The sequence below is a fragment of the Streptomyces harbinensis genome (genome assembly GCF_900116145.1).
Classification (GTDB): domain Bacteria; phylum Actinomycetota; class Actinomycetes; order Streptomycetales; family Streptomycetaceae; genus Streptomyces; species Streptomyces carpaticus.
Genome location: NZ_FPAB01000001.1, coordinates 412,830 through 436,206, shown reverse-complemented (window position 1 = coordinate 436,206; position 23,377 = coordinate 412,830). Strand labels below are relative to the sequence as shown.

Sequence of the window (23,377 nt, the reverse complement as noted above, 5' to 3'; positions counted from 1 at the left end):
GGCCGGCGGGCCGGCAACCCGGAAAGGGGCGCCGGCCCGCCCCGCTGGGCGGTCAGGGCCGCGTCAGCGCGCGCCGGTAGCGGATGCCCGGCTGCCCGCCGATCTCCGTGGCACCGACCTCGGTGAACCCGCTGCGGCCGAGGACCGCCCGGGAAGCCGCGTTGTCCCGCGTGGTGCGGGCGGTGAGCGAGCCCAGACCGTACGCGCCGGCCGCCAGCCGGCACACCTGGCCGACCGCCGCCGTGGCCACGCCCCGGCCCGCCGCCCGCTCACCGATCCGGTAGCCCAGCTCGGCGGAGCCACCGGCCACGTCCACCAGATTGATCCGGCCGATCAGCTCACCGCCCTCGCCCAGCACCACGTGGAAGCGGACGGCGCCCGTCTCCTGCTCGGCCAGCAGCGCCCGGTGCCGGTCGGCGAACTCCGCGAAGTACGCGTCGCCCCGGTCCGGCACCGAGCGGGCGAACCAGGCCCGGTTCTCCTGCTCGAAGGCCAGCAGCGCCTCCGCGTGCTCCGCCCGCAGCGGTTCCAGGGTGATCATGCCGGGCAGTGTACGGAGCCGGTCAGTCCTCCAGCAGCCGCATTTCCATCGCCGCCAGCCGCACCGGGTCGCCGACCGTGTCCATCGCGGTGATCCGGCCGTCCTCGACGGTGAAGAACGCCACCGCCACCGCGCCGCCACCGGAGCGGGTGACCGCCGCGAGCCGCCCGTCCACCAGCGCCGGACGTCCGCCGCCGTACGCCGCGGCGAACGCGGACGCGCCGCGCGCCAGCCGGGCGGCGCCGCGCACCTCGCTCCCGTCGTCCGAGCGCAGCACCACCTCCGGGTGCAGCACCGCCACCAGCCCCTCCAGATCCCCCTCCCGGGCGGCGGCCAGGAACGCCCGGACCACCTCCCGCCGCCCGGCGTCCGCCGCCCCGCCCCCGGTGCCCGGGTCCGCGCCCCTGACCCGGCGCCGCGCCCGCGAGGCCAGCTGCCGCGTCGCCGCCTCGCCGCGCCCCACGATCGGGGCGATCTCCTCGTACGGCACCGCGAACATGTCGTGCAGCACGAACGCCAGCCGCTCCGCCGGGCTCAGCGTCTCCAGCACCACCACCAGCGCGGCCCCCACCGAGTCCGCCAGCAGCGCCGCCTCCTCCGGCCCGGTGGCCGGCCCGGCGGCGGGCGGCGCCGCCCGCTCGTACCCCTCGGGCAGCGGCTCCTCGGGCCGCGACCCGCGCGAGCGCAGCAGATTCAGACAGACCCGGCCGGTGATGGTGGTCAGCCAGCCGCCGAGATTCTCCACCCCGGCCGCGCCCGCCCGCGCGGCGCGCAGCCACACCTCCTGCACGGCGTCCTCGGCCTCCGCCGCCGAGCCGAGCATCCGCCGGGCCATGGCCCGCAGCCTCGGCCGGTGCTCCTCGAACCGTGCCGCCAGCTCCTCGTGCCCGTCCATCGCCCGTCCTCCTCGCGCCGCGACCGTCACCCGTGCTGACCCGCCGCGCGGCCCGGTTGTGACGCGTGCCCAACCCGTTACCCGCGAGTACTGCCCATGTTATTGACGGTTCACTGCCACAACCCTAGGTTGACCGGGCGGTTGACCGGAGGACGTGGGCACAGGGGGGTTTCCCGGCCACCGCCTCCGGGCTGTCGTACATCGTCGTGCGCGCCTGCTTTCGGGAGACAACCATGCGGAAAAGCACCTGGATTCTGTCGGGAACGGCCGTCGTACTGGTGGCCGCGTCGGCGGTCACCCGATTCGCGGTCTATCCGGAGGTGCACCAGCTCCCCTCCGACACCGACAGCGTCTTCGCGTACACCGGTACCGCCTCGCTGCTGAACGCCGCCGCCCTCGAACAGGGCGATGTCGCCAACGCGTTCCTCAGCGACATACCGGTCACCGTCGAGCGCCACGTCAAGGTCGTGGACACCGACGGCGGCACCGCCGTGGTCAGCGACGACGTCACGGTCGCCGGTCCCGACGGCTCCGAGCTGTCCAGCACCGCGCACCGCTGGTCCGTGGACCGCACCGACCTGGTGAACAGCCCGGTGCCCGAGGGCAGCGACGCCGAGGAACACCAGGGGCTGGTGATCTCCTGGCCGCTGGAGCCGGAGGAGAAGGACTACACCTTCTGGGACCCGACCACCGCCACCGAGGCGCCGGCCGTCTACGACCGCACCGAGGACCTGGAGGGCCGCACCGCCTACGTGTTCGTCGTCGAGGCGGCCGGCCCGCTCGGCGAGCCCGCGATCGCCGAACGGCTCCCGCAGGCCCTGCCGAAGGACCTGCTCGCGGGCATCGCGCAGACCCTGCCCGCCGACCAGCTGCCGCCGCCCGAGGCGCTGGAGGCGCTGCCCGACCCCGTACCACTGACGTACGCGGCCACCGTGCAGCGGACCGCCTGGATCGACTCCGAGACCGGCATGGTGCTCGACGGCTCCCTGGAGCAGACCATCGTGGCCCAGACGGCGGGCCCGGACGGGCAGCCGGTCACGCTGGCACCGGTCAACGCCATGTCGCTCCAGGGCACCGCGGAGGGCGTGAGCGAACGCGCCGACGACGCCGCCGAGTCGGCCCGGATGCTGTGGCTGGTCCGGGTGCTGGCCCCGCTCGGGCTGCTGGGCGCGGCGATCGTGCTGCTCGCCGTCGCCGCGGCCCTGGAGATCAGGGCCCGCCGCGGCACCGGCACCCCGGAACCGGGCGCGCAGACCGCCTGAGCCGCCCGCCCCGACCGTCGCCCCGGTGCGTTCCCGCTCCCGCCACCCGGCGGACGGGAACGCACCGGCGCGAGACGCCCTGCCCCGTACGGCCGTCGGGCCCGGCCGCGCCAGCGCCCGGGGGCTCAGGCTCTGCCGTGCGCCGCCCGGGAGCGGCGCGCCGCCGAGTCCAGCGCCACCGCCAGTGCCAGCACCAGACCCGTCACGATGAACCGGAACGAGGAGTCAAGGTCCAGCAGGGTCAGCCCGCTGGAGATCGACTGGATCACCAGAATGCCCAGCAGCGCCGAGAAGGCGCTGCCCCGGCCCCCGAACAGGGACGTCCCGCCGATCACCGCCGCCGCGATCGCGTTCAGATTGACGTCCCCCGCCCCGCTCGCCTGGTTCGCCGCCGCCAGCCGGGACGCCGCCAGCACCCCGCCGAGCGCGGCCAGCGACGAACAGAGCACGAACGCCGAGGTGTAGACGCGCCGTACGTTGATCCCGGCCCGTCGCGCCGCCTCCGCGTTGCCGCCCACCGCGAACACCGAACGGCCCCACGCGGTGCGGGTCAGCGCGTAGTTCAGCACCAGCACCAGCGCCACGAACGCCACCACCATCCAGCCCACGCCCCGGCCCTGGTTCAGATACCGGACCGCCAGCACCCCGCCGACCAGCACCGCGGCGCTGCGCGCCACCAGCAGCGGGGTGGAACGCGCCGACAGACCGGCCGCGCGCCGGGTGCGGGCCAGCCCGTGCCCGGCGCCGAACAGCGCCAGCGCGGCGGCCACCACCAGCAGGTACGACAGCCACTCGGGCACGAACGCCAGCTGCGCGAAGTGCACCGGGCCCGAGTCGTAGGGCAGATTGATCGCGCCCGTGCTGCCCAGCAGATACAGCTGGAGCCCCAGGAAACTGAGCAGCCCGGCCAGCGTCGCCACGAAGCTGGGCACCCCCAGCCGGGTGACCAGCTGCGCGTACAGCCAGCCGATCGCGGCCCCGGCGCCGATCGCCGCCGCCAGCGCGAGCGGCAGCGGCCAGCCGGAGTTGACGAACGTCACGGCGGTCAGCGCGGCCGACAGGCCGCTGACCGAGCCGACCGACAGATCGATCTGGCCCACCAGCAGCACACACACCACGCCGAGCGCGATCACCCCGACCGCGACCGACTCCATCAGCAGGTTCACCAGATTGGCGCTGGAGAGGAACGCCGGATTGAGGAGCTGGAACACCGTCCAGATCACCACCAGACCGGCGACGATCGGCAGCGGCCCCACGTCGCCGGCCCGCAGCCGCTCCCAGCCGGCCCGGGCCACGGCCCGCCACCCGCCGCCGTGCCGCAGCCGCTCGTCCAGCAGATCCAGCGGGGCGGCGGCCTCGCTCTCACGTGTCGTCATCGCTCCCCCTGTGGTCCTCCGGAACCGGCACCGCGCCCACGATCGCCGCGATGATGTCCTGCTCGGACACGGCGGACGCCGCGAACACCCCGTTGTTGCGGCCCAGCCGCAGCACGGCCACCCGGTCCGCCACCGCCCGGACATCCGCCATGTTGTGACTGATCATGATCACGCCGAGGCCGCGGTCCCGCAGTCGCTCGATCAGCGCCAGCACCTCGGCCGTCTGCGCCACCCCGAGCGCGGCGGTCGGCTCGTCCAGCACGATGACCTTCGGATCGCCGAGCAGCGACCGGGCGATCGCCACCGTCTGCCGCTGGCCACCGGAGAGCGAGGCCACCGGCACCCGTACCGTCGGGATCTTCGCGGACAACTGCCGCAGCAGCTCCCAGGAACGCAGCTCCATGGTGACCTCGTCCAGCCGGGAGCGGCGCAGCTCACGGCCGAGGAACAGGTTCTCGACGACATTGAGGTTCTCGCACAGCGCCAGATCCTGGAACACCGTGGCGATGCCCAGCGCGTGCGCGCCGGCCGGCGAACCGATCGTCACCGGCGCGCCCTCGAAGGCGATCGTGCCGCTGTCCGCCCGGTGCACCCCGGCCAGCACCTTCACCAGCGTGGACTTGCCGGCCCCGTTGTCCCCGACCACGGCGACCACCTCACCGGCCGCCACGTCCAGATCGACCTCGCTGAGCGCCGCCACCGCGCCGAAGTTCTTGCTGATGCCGCGCAGCGACAGCACCACTGACATCCCGCGCCCCCCTCAGCCCGCGTCGGCGATGCCGAGCGCCGCGCACGCCGCCGCGTACTGCGCGGTGCACACCTCGGCGGCCGTCAGCTGCTCGGAGGAGGCCACCACCTCGGCCAGGTTGTCCGCCGTCACCACCGTCGGCTCGAAGAGCTGCGCGGGCGTGTCGAACAGGGTGGTCTCACCGGCCGGTTCCTCACCCTGGAGGAACTGCCACGTCACCTCGGCCGCCGCCTCCGCCACGATCTTGATCGGCTTGGAGATGGTGTTGAACTGGTCGCCGGAGGCGATCCGCTGCGCCGCCGCCACCTCGAAGTCGTTGCCGGTGACCGGCGGCACCTCCACACCCGCCGCCTTGAACGCGGCGATCGCACCGCCGCCCGTCCCGTCGTTGGCCGCCACCACCCCGGCGATCCCGTCGCCGAACCGGGTGATCTGGCCGCCCACCCACTCCTGCGCCTTGGCCGGCTGCCAGTCGGGCGTGTCGTACTCGGCCAGCAGCTCGAAACCGCTGTCGTCGATCGCGTTGTGGATGCCCTGCTTGATGAGCCCGGCGGCGGCGTCGGTGGGGGAGCCGTTCACCTGGAGCAGCCCGCCCTCGGCGCCGCCGGCCTCCAGCTCCTCGATCAGCGAGCGGCCGATGGACTCGCCGATCGCCTCGTTGTCGAAGGATATGTAGTAGTCGGGCGGCGTCCCCAGCACCGGCCGGTCGTAGGCGATCACCGGTACGCCCTGCGCGCGGGCGGTGTTCACGATGCCCGCCGCCGCGTTGGAGTCGACCGGGTCGATGACGATGGCGCTCACCCCCTGCGCCAAGGCGGAGTTGGCCTGCTGCTGCTGGCGGGAGGCGTCGGCGTTCGCGTTGTTGTAGATCACCTCGCAGTCGCCGCACAGCTCCTTCATCCGCGCCTCGAACAGCGGGCTGTCGTACAGCTCGTAGCGGGGCGAGGCGATGTCCGGCATCAGGAAGGCGATCTTGTCGCCCCCGCCCCCGCCGCCCGCGCCGTCACCGGACTCGTCGGCGGCGCAGCCGGCGGCGGTGGCGGCGGTCAGGGCTATGAGGACGGCGGCGGTCAGGGAGAGAGGTCGGCGTCTGCGCACGGCGGTCGGTCCTTTCACGGCGGTCACGGCGGTCACGGCGGTTCACGCGCTCACGGCGTCGGGACGGTGCGGTTCAGGGCGAGCAGGGCCGCCGGGGCGGCGTCGTCGGCGGGCAGGGCGATCTCGGTGAGCGCCACGTTCTCGATCCGGGGAAAGAGCCGGCGGTAGTGGCGCAGCGGCAGACCGAGCAGCCGGCACAGGGCCAGCCGCAGCACGGTGCTGTGCGCGACCACCAGCACGGTACGGTCGCCGTGCCGGGCCACGACGCCGCGCAGCGCCGCGACCGCCCGGTCGGCGGCCTCGCCGGGCGGTTCGGCGCCGGGGAAGGGGTGCGCGACCGGATCGGCCACGAACCGGCGCACCAGCTCCGGGTCCGCCTCCTGCCGGGTCCGTCCCTCCAGCTCCCCGAAGTCGGCTTCGCGCAGCCCCGGTTCCAGCTCGATGCCGGTCCCGACCGCCTCGGCGGCCGGGCGGGCGGTGCGCACGGCCCGCCCCAGGGGCGAGCTGACCACCACCTGGACGCCCTCGGTGACGGCGGCACGCGCCAGCTCCCCGGTCTGCCGCTCCCCGGCGGCGGTCAGCGCCGGATCGGTGCGCGCGCCCGCGTACCGGTTCTCCCGGTGCCACACGGTCTGCGCGTGCCGCACCAGCAACAGCCGTCCGGCCGTGCCGCGTGGTGTCGTCCCGGTCATGGCGTGCTCCTTCGCAGGCGGTGCCGGAGCCGCGCTCCGGTGTCGTGGGGACGGGTCATGGCCGGCCGCCGTTCGCCCGGTGCAGGAGCGGTTCGCCGCGGCGCCAGCGGTCGGCCTCGGCCGCCACCATCCGCGCCGCGCGTTCCGCCACCGCCCGGCTCGCGCCCGCCAGATGCGGGGTCAGCACCAGATGCGGCGCCCCGCGCAGCGGATGATCGGCCGGCAGCGGCTCCACGTCGTACACATCGAGCGCCGCCGCGAACAGCTGCCCGTCGTGCAGCGCGGCGGCCAGCGCCCGGTAGTCCAGCAGTCCGCCGCGTGCGCAGTTCACCACCACCGCTCCGCGGGGCAGCGCCGCCAGTTCGGCGGCGCCGATCAGGCCCGCCGTCTCCGGCGTCAGCCGCGCGTGCAGCGACAGCACCTCGCTGGACGCCAGCAGTTCCGGCAGTTCCACCACCCGCACCCCGGCCGGCAGCGCCGCCGGGTCCGCGTACGGGTCGGCCACCAGCACCCGCGCCCCCAGCGCGGTCAGCGCCGTGGCGACCCGCGCGCCGACCGCGCCCGCGCCGACCAGGCCGACCGTGGCGCCCTCGATCTCCAGCCCCGTCGCCTCGTACGCGTACTGGGAACTCTCCCAGCGCCCCGCCAGCACACTCGCGTGCACCTGCGGGATGCGCCGCATGGCCGCCAGCATCAGCGCCAGCGTGTGCTCGGCCGTCGAGGCGGCGTTGCGGCCCGGCGCGTACGTCACCGCCACCCCGTGCTCGGCCGCCGCCGCCAGGTCGGCGTTCACCGGGCCGCCGCGCGACACCGCGAACAGCTCCAGGTCCGGGCAGGCCCGCAGCACCCGCCGGGTCAGCGGCGCCATCTGCGTCAGGCACACCCGCACCCCCGCCAGCGCCTCGATCAGCTCCTCCTCCGAGCCCGACGCCTCCACCACCTCCCCGACCGGCCCGAACGGGACGTGCGGCCACGGCAGTTCCAGCTCCCGTACCCGCCACGCCGCGCTGCCGCCGGCCGCCTCCAGCGCCTCGATCAGCAGCCGGTTGAGCACGAAGTGGTCACCGGCCACCAGCACCTGGATCGGTTCTTCCACGGTCGTCGTCCCTTCTTCTCGCTCCGCCCAGCCAGCCGCGCCGCTCCAGCGCGGCCACCAGCGCCCGGTACCCGGGGGTGAGTCGCGCGGTACGTTCCGGGTCCGGCTCCAGCGTGCGGCGCACCCGGACCAGCCGCCGCGCCGCCGCCGGGATGTCGCCCCGTACCGCGCCGGCGGCCAGCACCGCCATGCCCAGGGCCGGTTCGGGGTTCTCCGGCAGCCGCACCGGCACCCCGAGCATGTCGCAGCGCAGCTGGTTCCACCACGGGTTGCGCGCCGCCCCGCCGGTGAAGCTCACCGCGCCGCCCACATCGGCCCCCGAGGCGGCGAGCACCTCGAAGGCCAGCCGTTCGAGCTGGGCCACGCCCACGCACACGGCGGCGAACGTCACCGCCGGATCGCCGCCGTCCCGCAGCTCCAGCGGGCCGTCCCCGAGGAAACCGCGCGCCCCTGGGGCGACGAACGGAAACCGCTCACCGGCGCCCACGAGCGGGTAGCACGGCGGCAGCCCGGCCACTTCCACCCGTGCCGCGCCCGCCGTCAGCTCCGCCGGGTCGGCGTCGGGGAACAGCGCGCGCACCGCACCGGCGCCCGTACTGGACGCACCGCCCGGCAGCCACAGTCCGCCGTACGGGGCCCGGTGCGAGTACACCGCACCGGCCGGGTCGCGCGGCAGCGCCGCGCTCACCCCCTTCAGCGTCAGCGTGGTGCCCAGCACCGCGTTCCACTCGCCCACGCCGAGCGCCCCCGCGCCCAGCTGGGCGGCGCAGCCGTCCGTCATGCCGGCGATCACCGGGGTGCCCGGCGGCAGCCCGGTACGTACCGCCGCCGCCCGGCCGACCTCGCCCAGCACGGTCCCGGGCCGTACCACCTCCGGCAGCAGCGCCGGATCGATGCGCAGCCGCTCCAGCACCGCCGCCGGCCAGCGGTCGGCCAGCAGGTCGTAACCGCTCTTCAGGGCGTGGCTGGAGTCCGCCGCCACCGGGCGGCCCACCAGGGCCGCGGCCACCACGTCCGCCTGGTGGGCCAGCCGGGCCCCTGGCTCCGCCAGCAGCCCCTCGTCCCGCCACCACAGCAGTTTCGGCAGCGCCCAGGCGGGCTGCATGCGGTAGCCGAGCCGGTCCCACAGCACGGCGCCGGCCTCCTGGGCCTCGGCGGCGAGCGCGCCCGCGCGGCTGTCGTCGTACATCAGCCCGGGGGTGCGCGGCGCCCCGCCGGGGCCGGTCAGCAGCACCGTGCCGGAGGTGGCGCACACGGCGAGGGCGCCGACCGGGCGTCCGCCGAGCGCGGCCGACAGTTCGGCCAGCGCGTCGGCGGTCCCCTCCCACCAGGCGGCGGGGTCCTGTTCGTGGCGCGGGCCCGCCCGCCGGCCGCGCAGCGGGCGGGCGGTGGCCGCCACGGTGCCGCCCGCGTCGTCGACGGCCAGGGCGCGGACGCTCTGCGTGCCCAGGTCCACCCCGATCCACACCGGTTCAGTCATCGGCCCGCCATCCGCTCCACCGGGTCGCGGCCAGCTCACGGGTGGCCAGGAACTCGGTGTGCTCCGCGTCGTGAAAGGCGGTCAGCCCGGGGGAGGGCTCGTACCGCCGGCCGGTGCGCACCAGCGCGGACGCGGCGGCCGGAAGGTCCGGGAAGGCGCCCAACGCGGTGAGCGCGCACAGCAGCGCGCCCTTCGCGCCGACCTGGCTGTCGCGGGAGGAGACGGCCGGCAGGCCGGTGACGTCGGCGATCAGCTGGCACCACAGCGCGCTCGCCGCGCCGCCGCCGCACAGCGCCAGTTCGGTGGGGCGGTGCGGGGCGGCCCGCAGGCAGTCACGGATGACGTGCGCGAGACCTTCCAGGACGGCCCGCGCCAGGTGCTCCCGCCCGTGCCGGAACAGCATGCCGGTGACCAGACCGCTGGCCGCCGGATCCAGGAACGGCGCCCGCTCGCCGGCCGGCGACAGATACGGCAGCACCCGCAGCCCGTCGGCACCGGGCGGCACCCGGGCGGCCAGCTCGGACAGTTCGCGGTGGTCGCGCAGGCCGAGCAGGTCCACCGTCCAGTCCAGGACGCCGGTGCCGGCCAGGGTGGGGAAGGCGCGCATGAGCAGCCCCGGTGCGCCGAAGTCCAGGGTGAGACCGGCGGGTTCGCCCTCCTCGGGGGCGGCCCGTTCGACGAGGACCTCGGTGCACAAGGTGGTGCCCAGCACACAGGTCGCCTGCCCGGCCCGGGTGGTGCCGGTGCCCAGGGCGGTGGCGACCACGTCGTACGGGGCCAGTACGACCGGGGTGTCCGGCGGCAGCCCGACCTGCCGCGCCGCCGCCGCGGTGAGCGGCGCGACCGTTTCTCCGCCGCTCAGCAGCGGCGGCAGCAGCGCGCGGTGCGCCGTCAGCCCGTAGGCGTCCAGGAGCTTGTCGGAGTAGGCGCGGGTGCGGATGTCGAGCCACGGCGCGGACGCCTCGGACGGGTGCAGGCCCAGCACGCCGGTCAGCCGCAGGAAGAGCCAGCTGCCGCAGGTCAGTACGGCGTGGGCGGCGCGCAGGGACTCCGGTTCCCGTTCGGCCAGCACCCGCAGGATGGCGTTCGGCAGTCCGGCGTTGCTGAGCGAGGCGTTGTCGCGGTAGGCCCGCTCCAGGACGCCCTCGGCGCGCCAGCGGCGGACGACGGGGGCGGCGCGGGCGTCGTTCCACAGCACCGCAGGGCGGACCGGGCGGTGCCGGCGGTCGACCAGCCAGGCCCCGTCGCCCTGCGCGGTGAGCGCCAGCAGGCCCACCGGGCGGCCGGCCTCGGCCACCGCCTCACGGACGGCGGCGGCCACCGCCCGCCACACCTCGTCCATGTCCTGCTCGGCCGCGCCGGGACGGGGGTGGTGCACCTCCGTCTCGCGCCGGCCGACCGTCAGTTCCCGGCCGGTGGCGTCGAACACCACGGCCTTGATCACGGTGGTGCCGGCGTCGACGCACACCGCCACATCCGTGTCGCGCATCCGATACCGACCCCGCGCCCGATCCCGTTCCGGCGCCGCCATCCGCCGCACCTCTTCCCGGCCGACTGTGATGTGACGCGTATTACACGCAGGGTCCCGCTATTTCGCAACTTTTAACATCGATCTTCGCGGTGCGTGTCGCGCGGTCCGGGAAAACCGCAGCTTGGAGCGGCCATGTACAGGGCGGTGCCGCCCGGTCAACCGGGTGAACTTCACATCACATCGCAGAACTGAGGGCGCGTCAGGACGTCTCCACCACATCGACGCACGCCCCCCGCGCCCGCAGCTCGCGCACCGTGCGCGGCGCCGTCCCGCCGTCCACCACCGCCCGGTCCAGCTCCGCCAGCGCCGCCAGCCGGTGCGGTGCCCGCCGGTCGAACTTCGCGTGGTCGATCAGCGCCACCGTCCGCGACGCGGACGCCACCAGCGCCCGCCGGGTGATCGCGGTGCGCAGCGACTGGAGGTAACACACCCCGTCCACCACCGCCGTGGTGGACACGAACAGCAGATCGGGGCGGATGCCGGCCGCCGCCTCCGCCGCCTCCTGCCCCAGGAACGAGTCGTACGCCGCGTCATACCGTCCGCCCAGCCCCACCAGCTCGATCCCCGGCTGCGCCGCCAGCGCCCGGATCACCGGCAGGAAGTGGGTCACCACCGTCAGCGGCGCCCGCTCCGGCAGCAGCCGGGCCAGCACCAGCGATGTCGTGCTGTCGTCCAGGGCCACCACCTGCCCCGACTCCACCTCGGTGGCCAGCGCCTCGCGCGCGATCGCCAGCTTTGCCTCCACCTGGGCCTGCATCCGGTGCTCCAGATCCCCGTGGAAGGTGGTGGTCGGCGCACTCGTCGCCCCGCCGCGCACCTTGTGCAGGAACCCGCGCCGGGCCAGCTCGTCCAGGTCGCGGTGCACCGTCATGATGCTCACCCCGTACTCCCGGGCCAGCGCGTCCACCCGGACGAACCCCGCCTCGGCCACCTGCCGGCGGATGGCCACCCGCCGCAGCTCCGGATTCCGCCGCGCCCCGTCCGCCGCCATCGGATCACCCGCCATCCGCCCAGCATCGCATGGGCGCGGGGCGGGCCAAGGTCCGTGCGGAGCCCGCGGTTGGCCGGGCGAGGCGGCGGGTCCGGGATGTGGGAGCGCTTCCATGAAAGACGTGTCCATGTCACGATCCGGGGTGCACCGCTTGCCCGCACCCCCGACTCCCTGTGCTGAAGGGACCCCGATGACCCCCATCTCGCTCCGCACGGCGGGAGAACGGCGACGGCCACGCACCCTGGCCGCCACCCTCCTCGGCGTACTCGCCCCGCTCCTCGCGGCGATGTTCCTCACCGCACCCCCGGCGTCCGCCGCCACCCTCACCGAGGTCACCGGCTTCGGCGCCAACCCCAGCAATCTGCGGATGCACCTGTACGTCCCCGACACCGTCCCGCAGCGCCCCGCCGTCCTCGTCGCCGTGCACTACTGCACCGGCACCGGCCCCGCCTTCCACGCCGGGACCGAATTCGCCTCGCTCGCCGACCGGTACGGCTTCATCGTCATCTACCCGTCCGCCACCCGCAGCGGCCAGTGCTTCGACGTCTCCTCGCCCCAGGCGCTGCGGCGCGACGGCGGCAGCGACCCGGTCGGCATCCGGTCGATGGTGGACTACGTGCAGCGCACCCACGGCGGCGACCCGGAACGGGTGTACGTCACCGGCGCCTCCTCCGGCGCGATGATGACCAACGTGCTGCTCGGCGTCTACCCGGACGTCTTCGCGGCCGGCGCGGCGTTCGCCGGAGTGCCCTTCGGCTGCTTCGCCACCACCGACGGCTCCGGCTGGAACAGCGCCTGCGCGCAGGGGCAGATCAGCCGGACGCCGCAGGAGTGGGCCGACACCGTACGCGCCGCGTACCCCGGCTACACCGGCCCCCGGCCGCGCATGCAGATCTGGCACGGCACACAGGACGACGTCCTGCGCTACCCGAACTTCGGTGAGCAGATCAAACAGTGGACGCAGGTGCTCGGCGTCGGCCAGACCCCCGCGTACAGCGACCAGCCGCAGGCCGGCTGGAACCGCACCCGGTACGGCGGCACCGGAGCGCAGGCGCCGGTGGAGGCCATCAGCCTCCAGGGCACCGGGCACAACGTGCCGGGCGGGGGCATGGCGGCGCGGGTGATCGAGTTCTTCGGCCTGGACCGGGGCGGCGAACCGGGCCCGGGGCCGGGGCCCGGCCCCGATCCGCAGCCGGGTGCCTGCCGGGTAGCGGTGGCCACGAACGCGTGGAACTCCGGGCTCACCGCCGAGGTCACCGTCACCAACACCGGCTCGGCGGCGGTGAACGGCTGGTCGCTGACGTTCGCCCTGCCGGCCGGGCAGACCCTCACCTCCGGGTGGAACGCCGGCTACGCCACCTCCGGCGGCACCGTCACGGCCACCCCCGTGGCCCACAACACCGTCATCGCTCCGGGGGCGTCCGTCGGCTTCGGGTACCAGGCCACCCACACCGGCGACGCCACGGCCCCGGCGGCCTTCGCCCTCAACGGCGCGGCCTGCGCGGCCGGGTGACCGGCTGACGGACCGACCGCCGCACCCGCGTCCGTACCCCGCCCCGGCCGGCGGTCCGCCGCCGACCGGGGCGGGTCGGGCGCTCAGCCGCCTTCCCCACCGGGGTGCCTCACGCCGGTTCGACGGGAAGCCACAGTTCGCACGTCGCGGTGGTGAGGTCGTCCGCGTGCTCCAGGAACGCGACGAGGGAAGGGCCGGGCCGCAGCCGCCACGGGTTGGAGGGGAACCACTCGGTCGCGGTCGCCGCCCAGGCGGTCTGGAGGGTCTGCGGGAACGGTCCGCTGGTGCGGAAGACGGCCCACATGCCGGCCGGCACCTCGATGGCATCGAGAGCGTCCGGGACCGGTGTCTCCCGGCGTACGGCGACTCCGTGCAGGTGGGTCAGCTCGCTGCCCTCCCTCCCGTCCGGATCGACGTCGTCGCTGACCTGGAGCAATCCCCTGGGCTCGGTGTCGCCGAGAGCCTTGAGCCGCAGATGTTCCTCCGGCGGCAGTGCGGCGATGTGCTCCTGGATGTGCGGGTTGACGCCCTCGTGGATCAGCGGGACGCGGGTGGCGTGTCCCACCAGCCGGAAGGCGGGGCGGTCGACGAGGCGGGTGTCCATGGGAGTGCTCCCTTCGACGGTCAGGCGGAACCTGAGCCGTGGTTGCGTACGCAGCGGGCCGCCGTCCCGGCGGACGTCACCGGGGCCGGCACCGTGGACCGCCCGGAACGCGCGCCCGAACGCCTCACCGGAGCCGTAGCCGTGCCGGACGGCGATGTCCAGCAGCCCCTTCCCGCCCCGGACGACATCGGCGGCGGCAACAGTCATGCGCCGCCGCCGCACGTACTCCGACAGCGGCATACCGGCCAGCGACGAGAACATCCGGCGCAGGTGGTATCCGGTCGTGCCGAGCGCCCCGGCCAGCCCGTCGATGTCGGGCTCCTCCGCGAGGTGCTGCTCGATGTGATCGACGAGTTGGTTCAGTGCCGAGATCATGCGGCCTCCTTTCGGTTCCCACCCTGACAGCGGCTACCCCGGCCGCACCCGATCGCTGCGGTCCGATCCGATCGGGTGCCGCCGGGGTGCAGCGAGCGGGCCCCGCACACCCTTGGGTGCGCGGGGCCCATGCGGGACGGAGGCGGCCGGCCCGGGAGAGACCGGCGCGGACGACGGTTCAGGGGGCGTCGATCTGGACCGGGAGGAAGTTACTGCTCTGGTTCCCTTCCTTGTTCGTGACCTGGACCTGGCCCGGGCCGACCGTCAGTCCCGGGGGGACCGTTCCGCTGACATGGTCCCCGACCTCCGAAGCGGTGGCGGGCGCCCGGTACGGCGCCCGCCGGGCCGGGCAAGGGGCCCGGTGGTCAAGCCCGCAGGCGCGCGATCCAGGGGTGCGGTCCGTAGGTCATCAACAGCGCATCGGCGAGCCGGCGGCGCTGCTCGTCCGTGAGGACGGGCAGCGCGGCGGCGAAGTCCGTCTCGTCCTTGGGCCGGGTTGAGTCGGCCTTGTAGTAGAGCTGCACGTCCGGGGCGAGATACGGGACACCGCCGGCCGAGACCGTCCCCAGTGCGCTGATGGGCCGACGCAGCCGGGAATCCCGCCGTGACACCCACTCATGGCCATCGGACTCGTCGAGCATGACCTGCACGCGCCAGGGATCGTCGGGGCCGGGGCGGCACCAGATGTCATGGACCTCCGGGGGCAGCACCTCGTCCGCCGCCCACGGACGCAGGGTCCCCGGCGGATCGGCCGCCCACCACTGCCAGCCCGGCAGAGCCCGCTGGACCACGAGCTGGTCACGCCGCAGCAGCAGGACATCGACATCCGCGTGGCTCCGGATCCGGCGGCCCACCGCCAGCTCGATGGCGTGCCCCCCGGCCACCCACCAGCGGGAACCCGAGCCGGAGAAACGCGCGACGACCTCGCTCAGGGGAGCGGGATCCCATGGGCCGAACGGAGCCCGGAGACGTGTCATGCCGCTCATTCTCCCCGCCGTCCCGGACCGGCTGACACGCCCGGACCGGCCCTCGGATCAGCGGCCCGGCCGCGCCGTCGGCGACCGGGGTGGCCGACGGCGCCGCCCGTCCTCAGGCACCGGGCTCCTCCTGGAGGGCCCGCACCTCGATCCGGCTGCGCAGCGCCCGCGAGGCCTGCTTGGCCCATTCGAACGCGACGTCGTCGTTCTCGGCCTCGATGATCCAGAAGCCACCGAGGTACTCATCGGCCTCGACGAACGGGCCGGGTGTGAGGACGGGGCTGTCCCCGGAGTAGTCCACCGTGGTCGCGCTCGACGGCGGCTGGAGGCCGCCGGCCATCACGAACGCGCCCGCCTCCTGGATGGCCGTGTTGAACGCACCGACCGCGGCCATGACCTCCTGCAGCTCCGCGGGGTCCATGTCCTCCATCGTGGGCTCCTCGGCGGAGTCGTGCGGGAGGCTCAGGAAGTACTTCGTCATGCTCGTCTCCTCGTCGTGCGGCCGGGGCCGCTGCCCGGATGACCGAAACGCTAGGCGCGGCCCACCGCTGAGGCATCAGTCATCGTGACTGGTGTCCGGGCGACGGGCGACGGGCGACCGACGACGGGCGACGGGCGACCGGCACCGGTCACCGGACGAGCCGGGCCAGCTCGGCGCGCCCGGTGACACCGAGCTTCGGGTACGCCTTGTAGAGGTGGTGGCCGACGGTCCGCGGGCTGAGGAAGAGCTGCGCGGCGATCTCCTTGTTGGTGCGGCCGTCGGCGGCCAGCCGTACGACCTGGAGCTCCTGCGGGGTCAGCAGAGTCAGCGGGCCGCTGTGCCGGGGCTCATCGCCCCGCTCGCCGAAGGCTGCCAGCTCGCCGCGCGCACGCTCGGCCCAGAGCCGCGCGCCCAGGCGCTCGAACGCGGACACCGCCGTCGCGAGATGGCCGCGGGCCTCGGCGCGGCGGCGACGGCGCCGCAGCCACTCGCCGTACACCAGCCGGGTACGGGCCTGTTCGTACGGGCCGCCGTGCCGCTCGTGGAGCCGCAGCGCCTCGGTGTACAGCGCGTCGGCGGCGCCGTCGTCGGCCAGCAGCGCCCGGCAGCGCAGAAGGAGCCCGGTGGCGACCGGGCGGTCGACGTGCTCGGCCCAGTTCCGGAAGCCCGCCAGCGGTCCGCGGGCGCGTTCCGGCGTGCCGCCGCGCACGGCCGCTTCGATCAGGTCCGGGACCGCCCGCACCAGGAGGTCGCGGCGTGCGGGTCCCCGGGACACCTGATCGAGCCGGTCGCACGCGTCCCCGAACCGCCGGGCGGAGAGGTCGAGCATCCCCAGACCCCAGGCCGCGATCTCGGCGTTGACCCGGTGCCGGTCGCGGGCTCGCGGCAGCACCTCCTCGGCGAGGGCCCGGGCGCGTGCCTCGTCCCCCGACACGGCGTGCAGCCACACCTCCACCGACCGGTGGGCCAGGCTCTCGGTCCGGTTGGCGAGTTCGTCGCTCACGGCGACGCCTTCCGCCGCGCACGCGCGGGCGTCGGCGAACTCGCCGCGCAACAGCCGCGCCACGGCCAGCACGTTCAGGGTGTACGGGACCCACCCCAGCGCCCCGGTGGCCCGCACCACCGCCAGCATCTCCTCGGTCTCCGCGGCGACGGCGTCCTCGTCGGCGATCATGAGCCCGCCGATCGCGGCGGTGATGCGCCGCATCAGATCGTGCCCGCCACCGGGTGCGGCGGTGCGGAGGGCGCGCATCGGGCCGACGGCCGGCTCCGGACGCCCGGCGAACAGCTCCGCCCACCCCAGCAGGGCGGCGACGACGGGCGCCCAGTGCTGCGGCGGGGTGAAGCCGCGCAGCAGATCCGCCGCACGCTCCAGGAGGTCGTGCGCCGCCCCGTGCCGGGCGGCGTGCGCGGCCTCGTACAGCGTGAGCGCGGCACGCTCCGGATCGGTGTCGCGCACCAGCGCGGCGGCCTCCAGCGTCAGCTCCGCGTCGGCCCGCGGCGAGGTGCGTTCGTACTCCACGGCGCCCCGGATGTAGATGGCGTCGGCCCGGACGCCGGTGTCGGCGGTGAGCGCGAGCGTTTCGGCGGCCAGCCGGGCGGCGCGGTCGGCCCGGCCCGCGTCGAACGCCGCCTGCCCGGCCCGGGCGATACGGCGGGCCTTCAGCTCCCGGTCGGCACTGAGCCGGCCGGCGCGTTCGTAGGCGGCGCACACCGCCATCGCGCCGCCGCGGTGCCAGGCCCGCTCCGCCACGCCGTCGAGTTCGGTGGCCGCCGCCTCGTCGGGCCGGGTGGTGGCCGCGGCGAGGTGCCAGGCCCGGCGGTCGGCGTCGGCGTCCGCGCGCAGCGCCTCGGCGTACGCGCGGTGCACCTCGATCCGCCGGTGCAGCGGCGCGTCCTGGTAGACGGCCGCCCGGACCAAGGGGTGGCGGAAGGTGATCCGGCTGTCGATCCGGACCAGCCGGTCGCGTTCGGCGGGCGCCAGGTCGCCGGCGGCGCCGCCGAGCGATTCGATCACGTGCAGGATCACCGCGAGAGGCGCCGCCGTGTCGGCCGCCGCCACCAGCAGCGCCCGCTGGGTGGCGGCGGGAAGCTCCACGATCTGGTGGCGGTAGGTCTCCTGCACGCGGCGGGTCACCGGCAGCGGGCCGACCTGCCCGGCGGGATCGGACTCGTCGGCGTCGCGGGCCGCGAGCCGGGACGTCCCGAGTTCGATGAGCGCCAGCGGATTGCCGCCGGACTCGGCGACCACCCTGGTCCGTACCCGTTCGGCGAGCTGCGGTGCGTGACCGTCGAGCAGCCGGGCGGCGTCGGACGCGGCGAGGCCGGACAGGTCCATGACCTCGACGCCCGCCAGCACGAACGGCGCCGATGTCTCCCGTACGGCGAACAGCACCGCGATCGGGTCGGCCACGAAGCGGCGGGTGGCGAACAACAGCGCCTCCGCGGAGCCCTGGTCGAGCCATTGCAGGTCATCGAGCAGGCACAGCAGCGGGGCGTCCTCGGCCAGCTGGGCGAGCAGCGACAGCGTGCCGGCGGAGATCAGGAACCGGTTGGCGTCGCCTCCCTCGGCCAGGCCGAATGCGCGACGCAGCGCGCTCGCCTGCGGAGTGGGCAGCGCGTCCAGCCGGTCCATGTGCGGGAACAGCAGCTGGTGCAGGCCGCCGTACGCCAGCTCGTGGTCGGACTCGATCCCGGCCGCGCGCACCACCCGCATGCCCGCGGCTTCGGCGATCGACACGGCCCGGTCGAGAAGCGCCGATTTCCCGATCCCCGGCGCGCCGCGCAGCCCCAGCGCCCCGCTGCGTCCCTCGCGCGCGTCCGCCAGCAGACGCCGGAGCCGCGCCTGCTCGGCGTCCCTCCCCACCAGGTGCATGCGCGCACCCTAGCCCGCCATCGCGCGCACCCGGTCACCGCGCCCGGTGATCGCAGCCGGTCCGGGACGATCCGGCGCCCTCCCCCGTCCCGGAACCCGCGCCGCGCGCGCCGCACCGGCACAGATGGTCAACCGATCGACGCTCACGGGGCTGGTCGCCGTGCCGGCCGTGCACGAGGGTTTCGGACAGGCGGCCGTGCGGCACGCGCGCCCGCCGCCCACTGCCGCGCCCGGTGTTCCGGCGCATCCACGAAGAGAGGAATCACCCCCATGCGCGCCCTTGTGGTCGAACACGGCGAGGCCGGCCCCGTCCGGTTCGCCGATGTCGAGGATCCCGTTCCGTCCGGCGACGAGGCGGTGGTGGAGATACGGCACATCGGTCTCAACTTCGGCGAGCTGAATTTACATCGACCAGTGGCCGGCCGGCGCCGTCCACGGCCACGACGCGGCCGGCGTCGTGATACGCGCGGCGGCCGACGGTTCGGGGCCGCCCGCGGGGACGCGCGTCGCGGTGGGGATGGCTCCCCACGCCTGGGCGGAGCGGGTGGCCGTCCGTCCCGCCTCGCTCGGCACCGTCCCCGAGAGCGTGGACCTGGCCGCGGGTGCCGCACTGGGGATCGCCGGAGTCACCCCGCTGCGGGTACTGCGCAGGCGCTCCCTGCTGGCGCGCGACGTCCTGGTCACCGGCGCCAGTGGGGGAGTGGGGCGCTTCGCCGTCCAGTTGGCGGCGCTGGCGGGCGCCCGGGTGACGGCCCTGGTGGGTTCGCCGGCCCGGGCCGCCGGACTCCGCGACCTCGGGGCCGGCGAGGTGCTGACCGACCTGGCCGGGACCGGGCGCCGGTTCGACCTCGTCCTGGACACGATCGGCGGGCCACTGGTGGAGCAGGCGTGGAGGTCCCTCGCCGAAGGGGGCACCATCCATCTGGTCGGGTACTCCTCGGGGCAGGCGACCACGTTCCCGCCGGGGGAGTTGTTCGGCTTCGGCGAACCCCGCGCCATCGCCACCTACGGCGACATGACCCCGACCGGCGGGGAGCTGACGGACCTGCTGGGCCTCATGGCCGCCGGGAAGCTCTCGGCACCCATCGGGCTGCGCGGCGACTGGCGGGACGTGGGCGACGCCGTCCGGGCGCTGTTCGCGCGGAAAGTACCCGGGAAGATCGTGCTCGACGTGCTCTGACGGCTGTCGGCGAGAAGGGAACCATGGACGTACTCGCGGAGGCCTTGCGGATCTCGGGCGCGCGCGGGGCGCTCGGGGTTGTGCTGGAGGCCGGAGGAACCTGGGGCCAGTGGCTGGACTCCTCTCCGGCAGCGGCCCTGCACGTGGTGTCCCGGGGCACGATGTGGCTGCACCTCCCGGGCGGGAAGCCCCGGGAGGTGCGGGCCGGGGACGCCGTCCTGGTGGCGCCGGGCACCGCCCACGGGATAGCCGGCGGGTCCGGTACGGCGATGGGTCCCTGTGACCGCAAGGCCACGGACCGGGCCCTCACCGACGGCAGCCCGCTGCGTCTGGGCTCGGCGCCGGCCCGGACGGAAGTGCTCATCCTGCGCTACGAACAGGACCCGGAGGTGAGCACACCGGTCCTCACCTCCCTCGGCGGGCCGCTGCACGTCACCGGCCGGGAGAGCACACAGCTCAGCAAGACCGTCGAACTGCTCACCGCCGAACTCGCGCAGCCGCAGATCGGTACCACCGCCGCCGTCAACAGCATCGTCGACCTGCTGCTCATCCAGTTCATCCGGGTCTGGCTGGCCCGCCACCCGGAGCAGCGGGCCGGCTCCTGGCTGGGCGCGCTGCGCGACCCGGTCGTGCGCGACGCCCTGGAGCGTGTGCACGCCCGACCTGAACACCCCTGGACCACCGCGTCCCTGGCGACCGCGACGGCGGTGTCCCGGACGACCCTGTCCAGGCGCTTCCGGTCGGCCCTCGGACAGACGCCCGGTGCGTACCTGACGCAGTGGCGGATGGACCTGGCGTCCGTCCGGCTCCGCGATACCGACGAGCCGGTCGAGTCGATCTCCGGCGCGGTCGGCTACGCCTCCCCGCACGCCTTCAGCCGGGCCTTCCGACGCGCCCGGGGTATCCCCCCCGGGCGCGTACCGCTCCCGGTTCCGCGGGTGACGGCGGGCTGGCCCCGGGGGTTGCCCGGCGCCGTCCGGGTGTCTGCCGGGAGCGTGCCGCGGCGGTGTGTGCGGGGTGGCAGGCCGTCAGCTTTCTGCCCGGCGGGCCCGGGTGGTCAGTTCCGGCATGACGAGGGTGAGCCAGCGGGCCCGGCCGGGTTCCGGCCCGCCCGGGGCGGTGGAGCCACCACGGACAGCGCGCCGCGCCGGTACCGCCCCGCGTTCCGGACCGGGCGTCTCCGGATGCGGGTGGGCGGGGCGGGGCCGATGATGGAGGACGGGCGAAGGCGTGCCGTGCGGGCCGGGTGTCCGGCGGTGGCCGGGGGAGGAGCGTGCGTGCCGGACTTTCTCACCTCGCCGTGGCCGCTGGGATGGAGCGTCGTCCTGTTTCTGGCCGCCGGGGCGCTGACGGTGGTCGGCGGAGTGCGGCTGGCCGGGCTCGGTGACACGCTGGCGGATCGCACCGGGCAGGGCGAGGCGCTCTTCGGCGCGGTGTTCTTCGGCCTGATGACCTCCCTCTCCGGGATCGTGATGACGACCGTCACCGCCGCCGGGAACCATCCCGAACTGGCCTACAGCAACGCGGTCGGCGGGATCGCCGCCCAGACGCTGGCCGTCGCGGTCGCCGACCTCGCCTACCGCCGCGTCAATCTGGAGCATGCCGCGGCCTCGCTGGAGAACGTCCTCTTCGGCAGCCTGCTCATCGGTCTGCTCGGCATCGTCCTGATGGCCGTCTACAGCCCGGAGATCACCGTCCTCGGCGTGCACCCGGCGTCCCTGGTGCTGGTGGGGTTCTACTGGGGCGGGCTGCGGCTGATCCTGGACCGGCGGCGGCCCATGTGGGTGGCGGTGCGGACCCGCGAGACCGTACCGGACGCGCCGGCCGCCGCCGTGCCGGCGGGGGAGCGGCGTACCCGGACGCTGTGGGCGGAGTTCGTGGCGGTGGGTGCCACGGTGATGGCCGGCGGCTGGGTGATCGCCCGGGCGGCCGAGACGCTGGTGGACAGCACCGGGCTGCGGGCCGGTTTCGTCGGGGCGGTCTTCATGGGCATCGTCAACGCGCTGCCCGAAGCGGTCACCGCGGTGGCGGCGGTGCGCCGCGGCGCGGTGACCCTGGCGATCGCGGCGGTCATCGGCGGCAACTGCCTGGACGTGCTCAACCTGGTGATCGGCGACATCGCCTACCGGGGCGGCTCGCTGTACCACACGGCACAGCCGGACGAACTGCTCCTGACGGCGAGTGCCCTGGTGATGACCACCGTGCTGCTCGGCGGACTGCTGGTGCGCCAGGAGCGCGGCTGGTGGCGGCTGGGCTTCGACGGGGTGCTGCTCGTCGTGATCTACGCGGGCACGGTCGCCGTCCTGGCCTTCTGACGGTCCGTACCGGCGCGGCGGGTACCGACGGTCCGTCACCGGGCGGCCGGGGCGGCCGGGGCGGCCGGGGCGGCTGCGGCCGGGCCGGGCCGGAAGGCGGGAACCGGGCACGGGTGATCACGCGTGTCTGAGGGCGGCAGGCGCCGGGACATCGCCCGGCGGGCCGACGCGGCAGGGTGCCGCGCGGGAGGGAGCGTCCGGGCGTCCTCGGTGCCGGCCGGGGGTGTGACCGGCCGGAACGCCGGGTCATGCGGGCGTGGCCGGTGGAATAAGCCGGCCGCGGGTCCGGGCAATTCGCCGATGCTGTTTTTCGCCGGGCCGGTCGATTACTCGCCGGTAAAGAAAGCGGGTCGGTTCGCGATGCGCTGCCCGTACAGAGCTTCGATGGTGCGGAGAAAGAGATGTTGGCGAATCCGAGCGCACCTCTGCTAGCATCCGTGGCGGTACGGAGGAACACGACGGGGAATTGACTGGTTCCGCACTGTGCGGTTTCATGTGAGCCGCACTCGGCGAAATGCAGGAGCGACCCGCGCGGCTTCGCCGTGCCATGTCGAAAATTTGAGCGGTAGCAGCCCTTGCGGGGTTGCAAAGACTGCCGTGCGCCACCCGCGCACGGCCTTCGGGGGGTCTTTGCGTTCATGCGTGTCATGTTGTTGTGCCTGCCCCATGCCGGGGGCAGTGCGAGTCGGTACCACCGGTGGCGTGCGCTCTTGCCGGCGCACGTGGACGTGGTGCCGCTGGAGCTGAACGGGCGCGGGGAGCGCGTCAGCGAGCCCCTGTACGCCTCGCTCGGCGAGGCGCTGGACGATCTCACCCACCGCACCCTGCCGCTGCTCGCGGCCGGGCAGCCCTTTGCCCTGTTCGGTCACAGTATGGGTGCCTACCTGGCGCTCGCACTCGAACGGCGCCTGGAATCCCTGGGCCTCCAGGGGCGGCACCTGTTCCTCTCCGGACGCGGCTCACCGTGCTACCGCGACGTGCTCGGCGCGCCGGTCGGTGAGCTGGACGACCGGCGGCTGCTGTCCGCGCTGGCGGCTTTCGGCGGTCTGCCGCCCACCCTCACCGACCACGACGAGCTGGTGTCCGAACTCTTCCTGCCCGTCCTGCGCGCCGACTTCCGGCTGCTGGAGGACGGCGCGGCCACGGCCGACGAAACCGTGCCCGTCCGCAGTCCCATCACCGTGCTCAATGGTGAGGACGACGACACCGCGAACGCGGTGTGCCACACCGAATGGCAAAGGCTCTCCACTTCCGCCGTCGATTTCCGGGCATATGCCGGAGGTCATTTCTTCATCGACGGCAATCTTCAAGGCATCACTCAGCTGATAGCAGCGAGAACGTAGTCCA

Annotated in this window: 18 protein-coding genes and 2 pseudogenes; 6 read left to right on the top strand and 14 right to left on the bottom strand. The window is 74.7% G+C overall.

From position 1 onward, the window contains the following. Positions 1 to 52: 52 nt before the first annotated feature. Together BM385_RS02025 and BM385_RS02020 are read right to left on the bottom strand one after the other, a co-directional pair. Complete coding sequence (locus BM385_RS02025; RefSeq protein WP_093841984.1) at positions 53 to 541, bottom strand: GNAT family N-acetyltransferase; 489 nt, start codon at positions 539 to 541, stop codon at positions 53 to 55. 22 nt (positions 542 to 563) lie between these two features. Further along, on the bottom strand, positions 564 to 1,436 hold the full coding sequence (locus BM385_RS02020) for a sigma-70 family RNA polymerase sigma factor (RefSeq protein ID WP_093841983.1): 873 nt from the start codon (positions 1,434 to 1,436) through the stop codon (positions 564 to 566). Between the two features lie 233 nt (positions 1,437 to 1,669). On the opposite strand from BM385_RS02020, the gene BM385_RS02015 reads away from it, so the two are divergent. Further along, positions 1,670 to 2,698, top strand: coding sequence for a porin PorA family protein (locus tag BM385_RS02015; protein WP_093841982.1), 1,029 nt, complete (start codon positions 1,670 to 1,672; stop codon positions 2,696 to 2,698). 125 nt (positions 2,699 to 2,823) lie between these two features. Here the strand turns inward: BM385_RS02015 and BM385_RS02010 are convergent, their stop codons facing one another. The 8 genes from BM385_RS02010 to BM385_RS01975 all read right to left on the bottom strand — a co-directional run bounded on the left by BM385_RS02010 (position 2,824) and on the right by BM385_RS01975 (position 11,725). After that, the gene (locus BM385_RS02010) at positions 2,824 to 4,074 is read right to left on the bottom strand and encodes a sugar ABC transporter permease (protein ID WP_093841981.1); all 1,251 of its coding nucleotides are present in this window, start codon (positions 4,072 to 4,074) and stop codon (positions 2,824 to 2,826) included. Continuing rightward, positions 4,061 to 4,822 carry an ATP-binding cassette domain-containing protein gene (locus BM385_RS02005; protein ID WP_051131044.1) on the bottom strand — a complete coding sequence of 254 codons (762 nt, stop codon included), beginning with the start codon at positions 4,820 to 4,822 and terminating at the stop codon, positions 4,061 to 4,063. Before BM385_RS02005 ends, BM385_RS02010 begins: the two co-directional genes overlap by 14 nt. A gap of 12 nt (positions 4,823 to 4,834) precedes the next feature. Continuing rightward, a complete protein-coding gene (locus BM385_RS02000; RefSeq protein WP_254791415.1) occupies positions 4,835 to 5,920 on the bottom strand; it encodes an ABC transporter substrate-binding protein in 1,086 nt (361 codons plus the stop codon). 50 nt (positions 5,921 to 5,970) lie between these two features. Continuing rightward, positions 5,971 to 6,612 (bottom strand): histidine phosphatase family protein, encoded by a 642-nt coding sequence (locus BM385_RS01995; RefSeq protein ID WP_093841979.1) that lies wholly within the window; start codon positions 6,610 to 6,612, stop codon positions 5,971 to 5,973. Positions 6,613 to 6,667: 55 nt separating this feature from the next. Continuing rightward, positions 6,668 to 7,708: a 2-hydroxyacid dehydrogenase gene (locus tag BM385_RS01990; protein ID WP_093841978.1), complete on the bottom strand. Its 1,041-nt coding sequence runs from the start codon at positions 7,706 to 7,708 to the stop codon at positions 6,668 to 6,670. Further along, entirely contained in the window at positions 7,674 to 9,188 is a 1,515-nt protein-coding gene (locus tag BM385_RS01985) for an FGGY-family carbohydrate kinase (RefSeq protein WP_254791414.1), read from the bottom strand. The genes BM385_RS01990 and BM385_RS01985 overlap by 35 nt, the downstream gene beginning before the upstream one ends. Beyond that, on the bottom strand, positions 9,181 to 10,677 hold the full coding sequence (locus BM385_RS01980; protein ID WP_093841977.1) for an FGGY-family carbohydrate kinase: 1,497 nt from the start codon (positions 10,675 to 10,677) through the stop codon (positions 9,181 to 9,183). The genes BM385_RS01985 and BM385_RS01980 overlap by 8 nt, the downstream gene beginning before the upstream one ends. Before the next feature lie 241 nt (positions 10,678 to 10,918). Then, positions 10,919 to 11,725 carry a DeoR/GlpR family DNA-binding transcription regulator gene (locus tag BM385_RS01975; RefSeq protein WP_246338075.1) on the bottom strand — a complete coding sequence of 269 codons (807 nt, stop codon included), beginning with the start codon at positions 11,723 to 11,725 and terminating at the stop codon, positions 10,919 to 10,921. A 175-nt stretch (positions 11,726 to 11,900) separates the two neighbouring features. Here BM385_RS01975 and BM385_RS01970 point away from each other — a divergent pair, with 175 nt between their 5' ends. Continuing rightward, complete coding sequence (locus BM385_RS01970; RefSeq protein WP_093841975.1) at positions 11,901 to 13,223, top strand: extracellular catalytic domain type 1 short-chain-length polyhydroxyalkanoate depolymerase; 1,323 nt, start codon at positions 11,901 to 11,903, stop codon at positions 13,221 to 13,223. A gap of 109 nt (positions 13,224 to 13,332) precedes the next feature. Here the strand turns inward: BM385_RS01970 and BM385_RS01965 are convergent, their stop codons facing one another. The 4 genes from BM385_RS01965 to BM385_RS01950 all read right to left on the bottom strand — a co-directional run bounded on the left by BM385_RS01965 (position 13,333) and on the right by BM385_RS01950 (position 18,535). Next, positions 13,333 to 14,202: an AraC family transcriptional regulator gene (locus BM385_RS01965; RefSeq protein WP_093841974.1), complete on the bottom strand. Its 870-nt coding sequence runs from the start codon at positions 14,200 to 14,202 to the stop codon at positions 13,333 to 13,335. Between the two features lie 365 nt (positions 14,203 to 14,567). Next, the gene (locus BM385_RS01960; protein WP_019432370.1) at positions 14,568 to 15,179 is read right to left on the bottom strand and encodes a nucleotidyltransferase domain-containing protein; all 612 of its coding nucleotides are present in this window, start codon (positions 15,177 to 15,179) and stop codon (positions 14,568 to 14,570) included. Positions 15,180 to 15,291: 112 nt separating this feature from the next. Further along, positions 15,292 to 15,660 (bottom strand): YciI family protein, encoded by a 369-nt coding sequence (locus tag BM385_RS01955; protein WP_093841973.1) that lies wholly within the window; start codon positions 15,658 to 15,660, stop codon positions 15,292 to 15,294. A 148-nt stretch (positions 15,661 to 15,808) separates the two neighbouring features. After that, entirely contained in the window at positions 15,809 to 18,535 is a 2,727-nt protein-coding gene (locus tag BM385_RS01950; RefSeq protein ID WP_093841972.1) for an ATP-binding protein, read from the bottom strand. A gap of 270 nt (positions 18,536 to 18,805) precedes the next feature. Between BM385_RS01950 and BM385_RS01945 the strand changes: the two are divergent. The 4 genes and pseudogenes from BM385_RS01945 (at position 18,806) to BM385_RS01930 (ending at position 23,373) form a co-directional block, all read left to right on the top strand. Beyond that, positions 18,806 to 19,715, top strand: a pseudogene (locus BM385_RS01945) (zinc-binding dehydrogenase). A gap of 23 nt (positions 19,716 to 19,738) precedes the next feature. Further along, positions 19,739 to 20,657, top strand: a pseudogene (locus tag BM385_RS01940) (AraC family transcriptional regulator). Positions 20,658 to 20,992: 335 nt separating this feature from the next. Continuing rightward, on the top strand, positions 20,993 to 22,030 hold the full coding sequence (locus tag BM385_RS01935) for a sodium:calcium antiporter (RefSeq protein WP_093841971.1): 1,038 nt from the start codon (positions 20,993 to 20,995) through the stop codon (positions 22,028 to 22,030). Between the two features lie 638 nt (positions 22,031 to 22,668). Continuing rightward, positions 22,669 to 23,373, top strand: coding sequence for a thioesterase II family protein (locus BM385_RS01930; RefSeq protein WP_308404684.1), 705 nt, complete (start codon positions 22,669 to 22,671; stop codon positions 23,371 to 23,373). The last annotated feature ends 4 nt before the right edge of the window (positions 23,374 to 23,377 follow it).